This is a genomic window from Cellulosimicrobium cellulans (genome assembly GCF_024124905.1).
Taxonomy (GTDB): domain Bacteria; phylum Actinomycetota; class Actinomycetes; order Actinomycetales; family Cellulomonadaceae; genus Cellulosimicrobium; species Cellulosimicrobium cellulans_G.
In genome coordinates this window covers 89952-105909 of record NZ_JAMXST010000006.1, presented here as the reverse complement: position 1 = coordinate 105909, position 15958 = coordinate 89952, and the positions used below count along the sequence as shown (strand labels likewise).

Below are 15958 nucleotides of genomic sequence, written 5' to 3'. Positions count from 1 at the left end.
GGCCAAGAGTAGGACGCGCGCGTGCCCGACCCCTCGCGCTGACGCGGGGTGTCGGGCACGCGCGGACGGGTTCACCCGCCCGTCATGCGCCGGGCGGGGTCGGGATCGTCACCCGCAGCCCAGGGCGGCGTACTCCGCCCCGGTCTCCGTCGTCACCTCCGTGCCGTCGACCGTGCCGGTCGCACGCACGACCACGGCGCCCGCCTCGACGGTCGTCGCGCGGACGGCGAACGACTGGTAGGCGCTCTTGCCCGGCTCCACCGCCGGGAACGACCGCGTCCCGTACGGCGTCTCGACGACGACGTCGACGGGCGCGTCGTGGTCGTGGGTGGCGACCACGGCGACGTAGGCCTTGCCGGCGAGGCAGCGCGCCTGCGCGGTGACCGTCACCGGGAGCTCGGGCTCGGGGCCGCCCGTGCCCGGGTCGTCCGCGAACGCGCGCCACTCGGTGACGGCGACCGCCGAGTACGTCGTCCCGTTGCCGTTCGCCGCGAAGGTCGCCCGGAGGCGCGACGTGGTGACCGGGTCGAACGTCACGGTGTTGAAGGCGGTCGTGCTCGTGCCGTACCCGGACGGGTTCGCCACGGGGGCCCACGCCTGCGCCGCGTCGTCCCAGTACTCCAGCACCCAGGAGTCGGGACGGACGACGCCGTCCCCGCTCCCCGGGTCCGAGTCCCGCCAGAACTTCAGCTCCGCGCCCGTGAGGCGGATCGGGCGCGACCAGTCGTACCGGACCCACTGCGTCGCCGGCCGCGTCCCGGACCACGTGCCCCAGATCTGGGCCTGGCTCGGGTTCGCCGGGTCGGCGCCGTCGTTGAGCGCGCCGACGCTGTTCCACCCGGCGGTGTACGACGCGCTCGCCGTGGCGATCGGCGCGACGTTGCCCGTGAGCGGTCCGGAGACGTCCGCGGGGACCGTCACGGCCTTCGGCGTCTCGGCGTTGCCCGCGGCGTCGACCGCGCGGAACGACACCCGGTGCTGGTTCGCGTCCGGGGCAGCCACGGGACCGCCGTACGGCTGCCACGCGCCGGTCCCGATCGCGTACTCGACGCGCGCGACCCCGGAGGTCGCGTCGGTCGCGGTGACCGTCACCGTGCGCGCCGCCGGGTCGAGGACGCCCGTGCTGACGGGCGCCACGCGGTCGATCCGGACGTCGAGGGCCGCCTCCGGCGAGACGTTGCCCGCGCGGTCCGCGGCCGTCGCGACGACCCGGTGCTCGCCGTCGCCCACGACCGCGACCTCGGTCGACCGGGTCGGCTCCGTGGTGACGGGCGCGCCGTCGTCCACGGTCGTCGTGAGGACCACGCGCCCGCCGGAGTCGTCGGCACCGTCGACCCGGACGCGGACGTCGGAGCGGAACCACCCGTCGCTGCCGGCGCTGCCCAGCGGCGTGAGCGTCAGCGTCGGAGCGGTCTCGTCACCCTCGGCCGGCTCGGCGGGGACCACCGTGACCTCGGTGCGCACGCGACCGCCCGCGTAGCCGAGCACGGACCCCTCGACGTCGAACGTGCCGGGGGCGGCGACGTCGTCCGCGGCGACCTCGTCCCAGAAGGCGGGGACCTGCAGCGTCTCCCCGCCGGGGAACGTCACCGGCACCGTGCCCGGCAGGTCGGTCTCCCCGACCTCGACCGTCACGCCCGTCGGCTCGACGGCGGCGGGCTGCTCGGCCAGGACCTTCCACTCCTCGACCGCGACGGCCGAGTACGTGCTGCCGTTCGTCGAGGCGTCGAAGACCGCGCGCACCTGCGTCGTGGTGACCGGGTCGAACGTCGTGGTCTGGAACCCGCTCGTCCCGGTGCCGTAGGCGCTGGGGTTCGCCACGTCGACCCACGCTCCGCCGTCGGAGGCGTCCCAGTACTGGATGCGCCACGACGCCGGGGCGGCGACGCCGACGCCCGTGCCCTGCGGCTGGTCGTTCCAGAACTCGATCTGCGACCCGGCGAGACGCATCGGCTGGTCCCACGTGTACTGCACCCACTGCTGCGGCGGGTTGTTCCCGGTCCACGTGCCCCACATGTCCGGGGGCAAGGGGTTGGGCCGCACGATCTCGTCGTTGAGCGCCTTCTTCCAGTACTGGGTCGGGACGGGCTCGTTGGAGACGGTGACCGTCGCCTCCTGCGCGACGTTCGCGCGCGGCGTCGTGTCCTTGACCTTCGCGGGCGTCGTGACGACCTGCTTCATGCGGGGCGGCGACTGCGTGTCGTCCCACTCGACGCGGTCGATCGCGACCGAGCGCCGGAAGTGGTTCCCGCCCTCGGCGTCGGCCGTGTGGTAGGCGATCCACCACTCGCCGTCGAACTCGAGGATGCCCGGGTGGCTCGTCGTCGACGAGACCGGGGCGAGGACCGTGCCGCGGTAGGTCCACGGCCCCTCGGGCGAGGTCGCCGTCCCGTACGCGATGCACGCGTGGTAGTTCGCCGGGGTGCACGACGACGTCGGCCCGGCGTTGTTCCCCGCGTACGCCATGTAGTAGGTGCCGTTCCGCTCGAACGCCCACGCGGCCTCGAAGAACCCGGTGAGCCCGGTGACCGTGCGGACCTGACCGACGGGCGTCTTCATGTCCTGCGCGAGCTCGAGCATGCGCAGGTTGGAGAAGCTGCCCCACCAGACGTAGACGCGGGCGTCGTCGCCCTCGCCGTCGACCAGGATCGTGGGGTCGATGTTGTGGATCGTGTTCGGGGTCGGGACGCGCTGCGAGATGATCGGCGCGCCGACGTGGTCGGTCCACGGGCCCGTCGGGGTGTCGGACACCGCGACGCCGATGCCGAACGCGTCGCTCGCCGGGCTGTCCGCCTCGTTCACGGGGACGTACCAGTAGTAGCGCCCGTCGACGCCCTGGACGACCTGCCCCGCGTACGCGCGGCCCGGCGTCGCCCAGTCGAACACGTCCTCGGGCCGCATGAGCGACGGGTGGTGCGTCCACTCCCCCGCGTCGACGTCGCTCGTCACGAACGCACCCCACTCGTTCATGACGAAGTCGTTGCGCGTCGGGCCGGCCTCGTCGTGGCCCGTGTAGACGTACAGCTCGTCCTCGCCCGTCTCGTTGCCGGGCGCGCCCGCGGGGACGACGAGCGGCGCCGGGTCGGCCGAGTAGTAGCTGCCGTCGCCGAGGATCGGGTTCTCGGTGCTCGTGAACGTGTACGGCTCCGCGGCGGCGGCCGGAGCCGCGGTGGCCGCGAGCCCGGTGAGCGCCAGGCCGGCGCTGAGCACGGTCGCGAGCGCGCCGCGGGCGGGGCTGCGCCCGCGCGACGGTCGGGTGGTCGGTCTGTCGGTCATGGGCTGCTCTCCTGACGGTCGGGCCGCTCTCGTACCTGAAGGGAGCGGGCCAGAGGTTCTGCGTGGAGGTCGTGCACCCCGGGAGTTCCCTCGGCCCCCGGGGCGCACGGTCGTGGAGCCCGTGCCGGCGGGCAGGTCGGCCGTGTGCCCGGCTGACGGGCGGTGACGCCCCCGCGGGGCGGGGGTCGGACGCGTCACCGCCGTCGTCACGGCACCGTCGTCGTGCGCGGGATGGCGGCCCTGCCGGGCGGGCCGACGGCGGCGCGCACCTCAGGGGTGTCACGTGCGGGCCGTCGTCGCGCTCGCGTCGTCACGGGCGTGCACCTCTCGTCGTCGAGCCGGTCGTCCGGTGCCGACCCTGCCACAGACAGAAATACGATCGCAATGGTTTTCGGTCATCTGCTGCCGGACGTTCTCAGACGGCAGTGCGTGCGCGCCCGTGCGGAGCGCTCCGAACCGCAGGATGCTGCGCGCGGACGGGTCGGGGCCGGCAGCGCCCGCCGCGCGGAGGAAGAAACTCAGCCGGGCCGGTTTTCGGTGCGCGGCCCGTGCTCGTGCTCGTGCCGGTGCTCCGCCCGGGCGCGGGCGCGCGACGTGGCGATCGAGACGAGCACACCGACCACGACGAGGTCGAGCACGATCTGGACCATCGCCACGATCTTCGCCGCCTCGCCGACCGGGTGGACGTCGCCGTACCCGACGGTCCCGAGCGTCACCACGGCGAAGTACAGCGCGTCGGTGCGGTTCTCGATGCCGACGAACTGGTCGGCCATGAGGTAGTAGGCGAGGGCGAAGAACGTGACCACCGGCAGGAGCAGCCCCATGACCGACTGGACCCGGACGCTCGGCGTCCCCCACGCGCGGAGCTGGCGGCGCACCTGGACCACGAGGAGCGCGCACAGCAGCACCAGCCCGACGGCGAACACCACGAGCTGGACGACCTCGGGGGCCTCGTCGGTGGGCAGCGGCACCCCGTAGTAGACGGTGAGGCACGCCGTGGTGGACGCGACCGTGAGGATGAGCGTCCACCACGGGCTGTCGTGCGGGAGCCTGCGCATGCGCCCAGCATCCCGCGCGAGGGCGTTCCCGTCGCGGCGTCGCGCCGGTGTCGGCGGCCGTGGCTAGGTTGGGCGCGTGACGTCGTCGACCACCGCGGCCCGCTCCGCGGCCGCCAAGCGCTCCCGCCCCGCCTACCGCTGCTCCGAGTGCGGCTGGACCACGACCAAGTGGGTGGGCCGCTGCGGGGAGTGCCAGGAGTGGGGCACGGTGACCGAGGACGCCCCCGCGGCCTCCGGGCCGCGCACCACCCCGGTCTCGCCGACCCGCTCCCCCGCGCGGCCGATCGGGGAGATCAGCGTCGAGGCGGCGCGCGCCACGCCCACGGGCGTCTCGGAGTTCGACCGCGTGCTCGGCGGCGGCATCGTGCCGGGCGCGGTCGTGCTGCTCGCCGGGGAGCCGGGAGTGGGCAAGTCCACGCTCCTGCTCGCCGTCGCGAGCAACGTCGCCGCCGGCGGGTCGGACCTGCCGACGGTGCGCCCGGTCGGCGAGCGCGCCGCCGCCGCCGCGCGCCCGACGCCGACGCCGCGACGCGTCCTCTACATCACGGGCGAGGAGTCCGCCGGGCAGGTGCGGCTGCGCGCGGAGCGCGTGGGCGCCCTCGCGCCGGGCCTCCTCCTCGCGTCGGAGACCGACCTGGCGACCGTCCTCGGTCACATCGAGGCGACCGAGCCCGACCTGCTCGTCGTGGACTCCGTGCAGACCATCGCGTCCGCCCAGGTCGAGGGCGCGCCCGGCGGCGTGAGCCAGGTCCGCGAGGTCGCGGCCTCGCTCATCGCCGCGGCGAAGGCCCGCGACCTCCCGGTGATCCTCGTCGGGCACGTCACCAAGGACGGCTCGGTCGCCGGGCCGCGCACGCTCGAGCACCTGGTCGACGTCGTGTGCCAGTTCGAGGGCGACCGGCACTCGCGCCTGCGGCTCGTGCGGGCCGTCAAGAACCGCTACGGCCCGACGGACGAGGTCGGCTGCTTCGACCTCACCGAGAACGGCATCGTCGGTCTCGCCGACCCGAGCGGGCTGTTCCTCTCGCACACCGGGGCCGGTTCCCCCGGCACGTGCGTCACCGTGACCCTCGAGGGGCGGCGACCGCTCGCCCTCGAGATCCAGTCGCTCGTCGTGCCGAGCTCCCTGACGAACCCGCGCCGCACCACGAGCGGCGTGGACTCCAGCCGCCTCGCCATGATCCTCGCCGTCATGCACCGCCACGCGGGCGTGCGGCTCGTCGACCAGGACGTCTACGCGTCGACCGTCGGCGGCGCCAAGGTCACCGAGCCCGCCGCCGACCTCACGATCGCCCTCGCCGTGCTCTCCGCGCGCGAGGACGAGGCGCTGCCCCAGGGCACCGTCGCGTTCGGGGAGGTCGGCCTCGCGGGCGACATCCGTCCCGTCACGGGCCTCGACCGACGCCTGGCGGAGGCCGCACGACTCGGCTTCACGCGCGCCGTCGTGCCGCGGGGGTCGTTCCCGCGCCCCGTGGAGGGCATGAGGATCCTCCCCGCGCGCCACCTCGGCGAGGCGGTCGAGCTCGCGCGCACGTGACCCCCGTGGACCCGAGACCGGATCGTGACCTCTTTGTGGCGCGAGGCCGCGGGTCCCCGCGGCCGGCAGAGCCGTACAGCGTAGGATTCCTTCGTGGCCAATCCCCCCGCGCACCCCGACGAGATGCTCCGGGAGACCCTTGCCGCCGTGGCACCCGGGACCGAGCTCCGTGACGGTCTCGAACGCATCCTCCGCGGCCGGACGGGCGCGCTCATCGTGCTGGGCCTGGACAAGGTCGTCGAGGAGATGTGCTCGGGCGGTTTCCAGCTCGACGTCGGCTTCTCGGCGACGCGCCTGCGCGAGCTGTCGAAGATGGACGGCGCGGTCGTGCTCGACCGCGACGCCAACCGCATCCTGCGCGCCGCCGTGCAGCTCCTGCCGGACCCGACGATCGAGACGACCGAGTCGGGGACGCGGCATCGCACCGCGGAGCGCGTCGCCAAGCAGAGCGGCTTCCCGGTCATCTCGGTGAGCCAGTCGATGCGGATCGTCGCCCTGTACGTCGGCGGGCAGCGCCACGTCCTGGAGGACTCCGACACGATCCTGTCGCGCGCCAACCAGGCCCTCGCGACGCTCGAGCGGTACCGCGCGCGCCTCGACGAGGTGTCCGGCACGCTCTCCGCGCTCGAGATCGAGGACCTCGTCACCGTCCGCGACGTGTGCGCGGTCGTGCAGCGCCTCGAGATGGTCGCCCGCATCTCCGAGGAGATCGCCGGGTACGTCATCGAGCTCGGCACCGACGGTCGCCTCCTCGCGCTCCAGCTCGACGAGCTCATCGGCGGCATCGGGTCCGACCGCGAGTTCGTCATCCGCGACTACGTCGACCTCGGCCGCAAGGACCGCTCGCTCGCGGACGTGCAGAAGGCCCTGGGCGGCCTCGACTCCACGCAGCTGCTCGACCTCGGCCAGATCGGCCGCGTGCTCGACCTGCCGGGCGGCGGCGACGCGCTCGACGCCGCGGTCGCGCCGCACGGGTACCGCCTGCTGTCCAAGGTGCCGCGCCTGCCGGCCACGATCATCGACCGCCTCGTGGCCCACTTCGGCGGGCTGCAGAAGCTCCTCGCCGCGAGCATCGACGACCTCATGACCGTCGACGGGGTCGGCGAGCAGCGCGCCCGCGCCGTGCGCGAGGGTCTGTCGCGGCTCGCGGAGTCGAGCATCCTCGAGCGCTACGTCTGACCCACCTGACCGTCCGACCGACGAGCCCGCACGGAGGGGGACCGTGGACCACGTCGACGAGTGGTCGGCACTGGCCGACGCCTGGGCGCGCTGGTGGGCGCCCGCCGCGGCCCCGGCCCAGCAGGCGATCCTCGACGCCGCGGGCGTCGGGCCCGGCTCGCGCGTGCTCGACGTCGGGTGCGGCACCGGCGAGCTCGTCGCCCTGGCCCTCGCCCGCGGCGCGGACGCGGCCGGCTGCGACGCCGCGGCCGGGATGATCGACGTCGCACGCCGGCACAGCCCCGGTGCCGACCTCCGCGTCGCCCAGGCCGAGCACCTCCCCTGGCCCGACGACGCGTTCGACCTCGTCACGCTCGTCAACGCCCTCGCGTTCACCGACGTCGCCAGGACGCTGAGCGAGTGCCGGCGCGTCGGCGACCTGGTCGCCGTCGCGACCTGGGCCGAGGACGACCGCAACGACCTCACCGTCCTCGAGCGGGCCGTCGCCGGCGAGGACCACGAGCCGAGCGACGAGAGCCGCGAGGAGGGCCACCTCGGCGCGCTCCTGGCCGAGCATGGCTTCACCGTCCTCGCCGAGGGCGTGGCAGACGCGCCGATGGTGCTCGCGGACGCGGACGAGGTCGTCGCCGCGATCATGTTCGGCGAGTCGGACGACCTGCGCGCCGAGCTCCGCCCCGACGTCCTCGCCGCCGCCCGCCCCTTCCGCCGCCCCGACAGCACCTATCTCCTGCAGAACGCCTTCCGCTGGGCCCTGGCCCGCCGCTGACCCGCCCGGCCCCAGTCGAGAGAACCCCGGCCGGCCGAGATACCAGTCCGCGCGAGGCAGAACCGTGGTCGTGCGAGGTAGACCTCTGGTCCCGCGAGGTAGAGCCCCGGTCCCGCGAGATAGAGCCCCGGTCCCGCGAGGCAGTTCCCCGGTCCCGCGAGATAGACCATGGTCCCGCCCGACGGAGGTGCGTCGCCCACTTCGAGGCTCGCCGCACGAGGTGGTCGCGCAAGCGACCAGTCGCCCATCACGTTCAGGTCACCCGCCGCGGCGGGATCGGACCCGACGGCGTCCGGTCGCCCACCGCGGTCGGGGCGCCCGCCGCGGCTGGAGCGGGCCGACGGCGTCCGGTCGCCCACCGCGGTCGGGCCGCCCACGGCGGTGGATTGCCTGCTGCGGCGAGTCGCCTGTCCGCCGGTGCTGGACCGCTCCGACGGTACTCGCCGAGCCGGCGGTCGGCGCCCGTCGGGCGCTCAGAAGCGCTCGCCGCAGCGTCTGCGCTATCAGGCAGCCGCTACGGCTGGACCGCGACGGCGCAGAGGGGACTGCGCGGAGCGGGACCGCGCAGTAGGTGTGATGGGTGGGGTGTGGTGCAAGCAAACCTGACACCGCGGGCGGTCGTCCGAGGTGAGCGACGACCAGGGCGAGACGACGCCGGGCGGGGTGGGTGGTGGTGCCGCGTCGTGGTCGGGCCTGGCGGGAGCCGCGAGGAACGAGCGGCGGATGGTAGACGCGGCACCACCACCCACCCCGCCCACCCAAGGCGACCACACGCCGTCGGGCAGGGTTACCGCGGCTCTACCTCGCGGAACCACGGCTCTACCTCGCGCGACCTCGGCTCTACCTCGCGGAACCAGGGCTCTACCTCGCGGGGGGCGGGGTTCTCCCTCGCGCAGACGGGTCTCGCCCCGGTCCGTGGGGACGGACCGGGGCGAGACGTGGTGCGACGCGCAGGGTGCGGGTCAGCCGCAGGTGGCGGCGTCGTACTGCGCGGTGACCGTCGTCGACCTCCCTTCGGCGTCGGTGGCCACGACCGTGGCCGCGCCGGCCTCGACCGACGTCGTGCGCGACGCGAACGACTGGTAGGCGTTCTTGCCGGGCTCGACGCCGTTGAACGTCTTGGTGCCGAACGGGGTGTCGAGACGGACCGTGAGCGGCACGTCGTCGTCGTTGAGCGCCCGGACCGCGACGTAGACCTTGCCGGCGAGGCAGCGGGTCTCGGCCGTGACGGTGACCGCCGGGCCGGCCGGGACGCCGTCGCCCACGGTGAGCGTGAGCGTCGTCGTGGTGGTGCCGGCGGTGCTCACGTAGTCCGGGAGGACGAGGTCGCCCTGGATCACGTACACGCCCGGCGTCTGGACGACCGACTCGTCGTAGTCCCACTCGACGCCGATCGCCTGGTTGTCGCGCGAGCCGTCGTTGTAGGACACGAGGACCTTCGTGGGCAGCCACGGCTGCTCGCCGACGGCGACGCTCTGCTCGAACTGCTCGGCGCCCTGGATCGAGATGCCGCCCTGGGAGTTCTCCGGCCGCACGTAGACCTGGGCCTCGGCGATCAGGCCGTAGGTCGTGTTCGTGCCGTAGACGGTGAACGGCTCGACGTTGGTCTCCGCCACCATGGCCGGCGTGATCGGCTGCCAGGTGAAGTCGACCGCGCCGCGGCGGCCGCTCGAGTAGACGACGTCGAGCGAGGCGGGGAGCGTCGGGACCTCGCCCGTGACGGTCCGGACGATCACCGGGCTCGCCACGGAGTCCACGGTGTCGCCGTTGACGCGCCACCGCAGGATGCCGGTGCCGGCGCCGCCGGTCTGGACGCCGGTGATCCGGACGCGCAGGTAGCTGGCCTCGACGGGCTCGAACTCCAGGTGGTTGTACGTGTTGCGCTGGAGCGCGCCCGCGTACGTCGAGCCGTCGGTCAGGGTCACGGGGGTCCAGTCGGTGCCGTTCTGCGAGTGCTCGACGGTGTAGGTGTCCGCGCGCGGCATGCGCGTCCCGCCGTTGTCGTCGTACCAGTAGATGTCCGTCGAGGCGACGAGCACCGGCGACTGCCACGCGTAGCGGATCCACGCGGCGGTCTGCGCGCTCGTCCCGTTCGCGGGCTGGCCCCACGTGCCCCAGCCGTTGCCCGCACCCGGGTTCGAGCTGCCGGGCGTCGAGGACTCGTTGACGCGCAGCGGGTTCTCCCACGACGCCGACCCGCTCGTCGTGATCGTCGCGAGCGCGCCGAACTCGGCGGAGGTCGCCTTCTCGGTGAGCTCGACCTGGACGTCGCGCTCGGTCGTGAGCTCGCCGTCGGACGCGGTGAGGCGGAACGTGTACTCCCCCGCGACCGTGCCCGTCACCGTCGTGGTCAGGGCGTCGGCGTCGCCGAAGATGACGCTCGCGCCGTCGGGGGCGGCGACGGTCGTCCACCCGGAGGTGAGCGTGCCGTCGTCGGGGATGCCGTCGTCGGTCACGGTGCCGACGAGCGTCGTGGACAGGTTGCCGTCCTTGGAGCGGTCGACGTTCACCGTGACGGTCGGGGCGTCGTTGACGACCTCGGGCACCTCGCGGCCGGAGTCGAAGACCTGGATCTCCGAGATCGCCGTCCAGTAGCTCGGCGTGTTCGTGAACGCGACGCGGACCTTGTCGGTCGTCACGGCCTCGAAGAGCGCCTCGTTGAACTTGGGGCCGGGGATCTTCGGCGCCTTGAACGCGTCCGGCACCGAGGTCCAGCCGCCCGAGCCGTCGGGCACCTGGATCGAGTACCGGACCGGCTCGCGGTACCCGCCCGCCTGCCGGTCGCTGACGAACCAGACCTTGACGTTGTCGAACGTCGTGGGCTCGCCGAGGTCGAGCTCGACGTACCCCGTGTCGCCCTCGGTCCCGTAGTTGCCCCAGTAGGGCTCGTTGACGGTCGTGCCGTCGGTGACCGCGGCGAGGGACACGGGACGCTCGGTCTCCGTGATGGCGCCCGGGGTGTAGTTCATCGACCCCGTGCTCCAGCCCGGCGTGTGGAACTGACGCCACGGCGTCGGGCGCGCACCCTGCTGGGTGGCCGACGACGAGAGCTCCGCCCCGCGCGCGAGGTTGACCGCCTCCTCGGTGAGGTCGATGCCCGCGGTCTTCAGGTAGGCCACGACGCGCTCGTCCTCGATCGGGGTGTCGACCGCGGTCGGCAGGTCGGCGCCCTGGTCGTCGACGACCTCGACGGCCAGTCCCTCGTCGGACTCGACGACCTCGTTGGCCGCCGGGTCGTAGACGAACCGGCCGAGCGCGTCGGCCGCGGCCTTGCGCTCGCCGTCGACGAACAGGCTGTAGCCCTCGCCGAGGCCGTAGTGCGAGCCGTCCTCGTCCCAGACGATCGTGACGTCCTTGCCGTGGTACCGCAGGTTGTTGACCATGAAGTGGTCGTACCCGAGGTCGATCGGCCAGAGCTCGATCTTGTCGTCGGACCGCGGCTGGATGCCGCCCATGTCCTCGACGTAGATGTAGTTCATGTTGCCGAGCATCACGTGGTTCGGGTTGTTGCGGTTGAACGTCTGCGTGCTCGCGTTCCAGCTCGAGTAGTACTCGGCCTGGTTCGGGACCAGCGCGTTGCCGTTCGGGTAGATGCTCCACGCCATCCAGTCGAGGAGCTTCGCGGCGTACTCGGGCGTGACGTACGTGTGGTCGGGGTCGTAGTGCCGCAGCGCGGACCGCACGCCGCGGTACTGGACCGTGAAGTTGATGTTGGAGAAGTTGTTCGAGCCCCCGATGCCGTACTTCGCCCGGTCGTACTGGTTGGCCGTGTAGAACGGGAAGATCGGGAAGTTGTCGCCGTACCGCAGGAAGCGGAAGCCGTCGACGTACTTCTCGGCGTCCTCGACCGGGATGAGGTTCTCGGCGTAGACGTCGTAGAGGTTCGACTCCTTCGCCGGGATGAGGTCGCGCTCGGCCTCGCTGAGCGGGTTCTGGTTCCCGCCCGACGTCGCGCCGTGCGACGTGCCAGCGAGGAACATGCGCGTCTCCTCGCTCCACAGCCGGCCGAGGATCGCGTCCCGGATCTCGTCGGCCGTGTCACCCATCTCGGCGACCTTCGCCGGGTCGGTGCCCGCCATCGCGTAGAGCTGGCGCGCGGCGTCGAACGCGCCCCACACGTACGCGGACTCCGGGCGCTCGATCGTCCGCGCTCCCGGCGCCCCGGCGTTCACCTTGGGGTAGCCGAAGCTGATCGCGTCGGAGTCGTTGCCGGGCATGTAGTTGGTGTCGTAGGCGATGAGCTTGTCGTCGTTGCCGTCGTAGTGCTCGAGCTGACCGACGCCGTCGCCCTCGAAGTACGTCGCGAAGCGCTCGGCGACCGCCGGACCGCCGCCGTGCACGTTGTAGGCCTCGAGGCCTGCGGTGCCGAGGTACTGCGAGTAGTGGTTGTTCCAGCTCGTGTGGCCCGGGCTGTCGAGGAACGCCGACGACCCGGACAGCTCACCGATGTTGAGGATCTGGCCGTACCCGAGGTACGGGTTGCGGATCCACTTGGTGTCCTGCAGGTGCATGGGCTGCGTGAGCGCCACCGAGTTCTGGTAGAGGTTCACGCCCTCGATCGTCGTCGGGTACTGGTACACGTAGCCCGGCTCGTTCGCGTCCAGGCTGTTGTACCGCTCGCCCCACCAGCGGTAGACGATCGCCTTCTCGATCGCCTCGTCCGGGACGTCGATGTACGGGATGTCCTGCGCCCACTGCCGGTTGAACTCCGTCACGCCGGTGCGGAACGCCTCCGCGGGCGACAGCGCGGCGTACTCGTGGAAGCTCTCGACCGACTCGGGGAGCGTGTCGCTGGACAGCACGCCGAGGACGGACAGGTCGACCGAACCGCCCGCCGGGACGGTCACCTCGCGGTCGAGGTTGGTGCCCACGCGCTCGAACCCGGGCGCCTTGAGGCCGACCGTGACCTCGGACCACGGGGTGTCGACGAGACCGTTGTTCGCGCCGCTCGTCAGGGTCCGCGTCCCGGTGAGCTCGTCGGCCGCGTCCGTCGACGTGGTCGCCAGCGGCGACGCCGCGCGGACCGTGAACGTCACGTCGCTCGCGCCGGGGTTGGTGAACGTGATCGCCGAGAGCGCCACGTTGTCGTACGTGATGAGCTTCTTGAGGTCGGCGGTGACGCCCGTCGTCCCGACCGTGTACCGCGCCTTCGCGTGGCTCGGCGCGTTGAAGCGCTGCGCCCCGACCTCGGTGATCGTCTGGCCCGGGACCGTGACGGTGTAGAGGTTGCCGAGGTTGTTGGGTCCGCCCGCGAACGCGGAGCCCGCGAAGCCCATGACCGCCCAGTTGCTGTTGCCCCGCAGGTACAGCGAGCGGCCGCGCGTCTGCAGCACGGTGTTGCCCGACGTCCCGCTGACCCCGAGCACGCGGTCCAGGTAGTAGTCCGTGCCGCCCGCCGCGCGGTCCTTCTCGAAGATCGACCCGTGCATCGAGCCCGCGGTCCACGGGACCCCGGGCTCCAGCGCCGCGGCGACCTGGTCCAGGTTCGAGTAGACCGGGTCACCGATGTCCATCGAGTCGGTCGTGCCGTCGGTGTACACACCGACGTCGCTCTCGTTGCCCGGCACCACGTCGGCCTGCGCCCCCGGTGCCAGCGCGACGCCGGTCACGGCCATCGCACCTGTCATCGCCGAGGCGACGACCCTTCTCCACGCTCTCCCCGACATCACCAAGTCCTCTCCATCGGGAACCGGAAAACAGGTTTCGGGACGACGACGGGCCTCGCCTCGCACGGGCGGACTGCCTCGTCCGCCCGCCCCGCTGCGGGGCGCGGGACCCTGATCGTCGTGCCGCCTCGCGCCGCCCCGTGGAGCGCTCGCGCCCGGGGCCGGGGCCCCGGGCACCTCCGCGGTGAGGTCGCCAGACGCGAGCCAGTCAACCAGCCACGAAGGGCCGCCCGCAATGGTTTTCGGTCTCGACTTTGCCTCGGCCGCCGGAGCACCACGGAACGGTGCGGCGCCCGATGATCGTTGGTACGACGCCATCAGCGCCCCGTGCGACGCAATCTCACAGCCAGGAGGAGCGGGCGACCCGGGGCGCTACCGAAAGGTGGTGTCCATCGATTTCACGCGCCCCGGGTGTGCACGGCAGCAGGATGTGTCCCGCCACGACGGCCAGAGTTCGCCGCCGGGGACCGCCCCGCACCCGCCCGTCAGGCGCCGTCGCCGGGCGGGGTGGTCCCGTCCGCCGGCGCGGTGGCCCCGTCCGCGGGCGGCGTCGCACCGTCCGCCGGCGGGGCGGTCCCGTCCGCGGGCGGCGTCGCACCGTCCGCCGGCGGCGCGGTCCCGTCCTCCGGGGCGGTCGTGTCCGCGGGGTCCGGGGACGGCGGGGGCGGCTCGAGCAGCGTGAACGTCACGGGCTCGCTCGTCGCGCCGTCGACGCCCGCGATGCTCAGGACCGCGGTGTACGTGCCCGGCCCGACCTCCGGCTGGTCGGGCGCGCACCCCTCGGCCGAGCGGTGCCGGTCCCAGCGCACGAGCTTCGACGGGTCCTCGTCCCCGGTGCTCATGAGCAGCAGCCGCTCCGTCGTGCCGCAGTCGGCCGACGACCAGACGAGCTCGTCGCCGGAGTAGATCTGCACCTGACGTCCGGCGTCGGAGCCGTCGACGAGGCAGGGGCGGCCGCCGGACTGCCGGAGCGTCACGGTGAGCTGGACCGCGCGTCCGGGCTCGTACTCCGCCGCGCTCGCCGTCAGCCCGAGCTCGAGAGATGCCGCCGTGCAGTCCTGCGGCGGGCCGGCCGCCTCCGGGGTCGGCGGCGCGGACTTGCCCTCCTGCGCGGGCTCGTCGCCGGCGAGCAGCGGCTGCACCGCCCGCACGACGACCTGCCCGAGCAGGACGAGTCCCACCACGAGGCCGACGAGCAGCGCGAGCGCGACGACGCGGCGTCGGAGCAGCGCCCCGCGCGTGGGCCGGTCGCCCGGCCCGCTGCGGGGGCTGGCGCCCGGCCTCGGGGCGCGGTCGGTCCGCGGCGTGCTCACGGGTCCTCCGTCGTGCAGGTGCTGGTCGCGACCACGGTAGCGGCGACCGGTGCCCCGCCCGGTGCTGCCGCGCCGACGACCGCCCAGGTCGGGGCAGAATGGGTCCCTCCGCCCACCCGTCGGCGCCCGCCTCGGCCACGACCGCCGGCCCGCCGGCGGCACGGGGCCGACCGACGACCGAGAGGGACGACCGCCGTCATGACCGCCCCGGCCGCGCGCCCGGCCCGACCGCCCGTCGCCGCCGCCGTCACCACCGCTGCCGCGGGACCGCACCCGCACGCCGACCTGCACGACGCCGTCGGGCGCTGGTTCGGCGAGACGGCGCGCGACCTGCCGTGGCGCGCCGCGGACCGCACCGCGTGGGGCGTCCTCGTGAGCGAGGTCATGCTCCAGCAGACGCCGGTGGTCCGGGTCGAGCCCGCGTGGCGCGCGTGGATGGATCGCTGGCCGACGCCCGCGGACCTCGCGGCGGCGTCGACGGCGGACGTGCTGCGCGCCTGGGGCCGCCTCGGCTACCCCCGCCGCGCGCTGCGCCTGCAGGAGTGCGCCCGGGCGGTCGTCGAGCGGCACGGCGGCGAGGTCCCGCACGGCGAGGACGCCCTGCGCGCGCTGCCGGGCGTCGGCGAGTACACCGCCGCGGCGGTGACCGCGTTCGCGCACGGCCGACGCGCCGTCGTCGTCGACACGAACGTGCGCCGCGTCCTGGCGCGGGCCGTCGGCGGGGACGCCCTGCCCGCGCCGTCGTACACGGCCGCCGAGCGCGCGAGGGCGGCCGCCCTCGCCCCGGCTGACGACGCGGACGCGGTGCTCTGGGCCGCCGCCTCGATGGAGCTCGGCGCGCTCGTGTGCACGGCCCGGACGCCGCGCTGCGGCGTCTGCCCCGTCCGCGACGCGTGCGCGTGGCGCCTCGCCGGGCGCCCGGGCGACGAGCACGCGGGACGACGGCGCACGCAGGCCTGGGCGGGCACCGACCGGCAGGTGCGGGGTCGGGTCATGGCCGTGCTGCGCGACGCGCCGGGACCGGTGCCGCGCGGCGTCGTGACCGAGGTGTGGCACGACGCCGCGCAGCTCGACCGCTGCGTCGCGAGCCTCGTCGAGGACGGGCTCGTCGAGCAGGTCGACGACCTCTACCGCCTCCCCGCCTGACCCGCCACGGGCCCCGG

Annotated in this window: 8 protein-coding genes; 4 read left to right on the top strand and 4 right to left on the bottom strand. The window is 73.7% G+C overall.

The genetic code is table 11. From position 1 onward, the window contains the following. Positions 1-108: 108 nt before the first annotated feature. Both NHH00_RS18530 and NHH00_RS18525 read right to left on the bottom strand, forming a co-directional pair. The gene (locus NHH00_RS18530; RefSeq protein ID WP_253055022.1) at positions 109-3276 is read right to left on the bottom strand and encodes a family 43 glycosylhydrolase; all 3168 of its coding nucleotides are present in this window, start codon (positions 3274-3276) and stop codon (positions 109-111) included. 518 nt (positions 3277-3794) lie between these two features. Then, the gene (locus NHH00_RS18525) at positions 3795-4334 is read right to left on the bottom strand and encodes a potassium channel family protein (protein ID WP_253055021.1); all 540 of its coding nucleotides are present in this window, start codon (positions 4332-4334) and stop codon (positions 3795-3797) included. 76 nt (positions 4335-4410) lie between these two features. Here NHH00_RS18525 and NHH00_RS18520 point away from each other — a divergent pair, with 76 nt between their 5' ends. From NHH00_RS18520 to NHH00_RS18510, 3 genes are all read left to right on the top strand, one after another. After that, a complete protein-coding gene (locus tag NHH00_RS18520) occupies positions 4411-5871 on the top strand; it encodes a DNA repair protein RadA (protein WP_253055020.1) in 1461 nt (486 codons plus the stop codon). Positions 5872-5994: 123 nt separating this feature from the next. Next, on the top strand, positions 5995-7050 hold the full coding sequence (gene disA / locus NHH00_RS18515; protein WP_155098121.1) for a DNA integrity scanning diadenylate cyclase DisA: 1056 nt from the start codon (positions 5995-5997) through the stop codon (positions 7048-7050). Positions 7051-7093: 43 nt separating this feature from the next. Beyond that, positions 7094-7816: a class I SAM-dependent methyltransferase gene (locus tag NHH00_RS18510; protein ID WP_253055018.1), complete on the top strand. Its 723-nt coding sequence runs from the start codon at positions 7094-7096 to the stop codon at positions 7814-7816. A gap of 962 nt (positions 7817-8778) precedes the next feature. On the opposite strand, the gene NHH00_RS18505 is transcribed toward NHH00_RS18510, so the two are convergent. Together NHH00_RS18505 and NHH00_RS18500 are read right to left on the bottom strand one after the other, a co-directional pair. Beyond that, positions 8779-13431, bottom strand: coding sequence for a galactose-binding domain-containing protein (locus NHH00_RS18505; RefSeq protein WP_253055017.1), 4653 nt, complete (start codon positions 13429-13431; stop codon positions 8779-8781). 536 nt (positions 13432-13967) lie between these two features. Beyond that, positions 13968-14795 carry a hypothetical protein gene (locus NHH00_RS18500; RefSeq protein ID WP_253055016.1) on the bottom strand — a complete coding sequence of 276 codons (828 nt, stop codon included), beginning with the start codon at positions 14793-14795 and terminating at the stop codon, positions 13968-13970. 198 nt (positions 14796-14993) lie between these two features. Here NHH00_RS18500 and NHH00_RS18495 point away from each other — a divergent pair, with 198 nt between their 5' ends. Continuing rightward, on the top strand, positions 14994-15941 hold the full coding sequence (locus NHH00_RS18495; protein WP_253055015.1) for an A/G-specific adenine glycosylase: 948 nt from the start codon (positions 14994-14996) through the stop codon (positions 15939-15941). Positions 15942-15958: the final 17 nt, after the last annotated feature.

Excerpts from the sequence above, each read along its gene's own strand:
- disA (WP_155098121.1), top strand. The coding sequence starts at position 5,995 with ATGCTCCGGGAGACCCTTGCCGCCGTGGCACCCGGGACCGAGCTCCGT.
- NHH00_RS18530 (WP_253055022.1), bottom strand. The coding sequence starts at position 3,276 with ATGACCGACAGACCGACCACCCGACCGTCGCGCGGGCGCAGCCCCGCC.
- NHH00_RS18505 (WP_253055017.1), bottom strand. The coding sequence starts at position 13,431 with ATGGCCGTGACCGGCGTCGCGCTGGCACCGGGGGCGCAGGCCGACGTG.
- NHH00_RS18495 (WP_253055015.1), top strand. The coding sequence starts at position 14,994 with ATGACCGCCCCGGCCGCGCGCCCGGCCCGACCGCCCGTCGCCGCCGCC.
- NHH00_RS18525 (WP_253055021.1), bottom strand. The coding sequence starts at position 4,334 with ATGCGCAGGCTCCCGCACGACAGCCCGTGGTGGACGCTCATCCTCACG.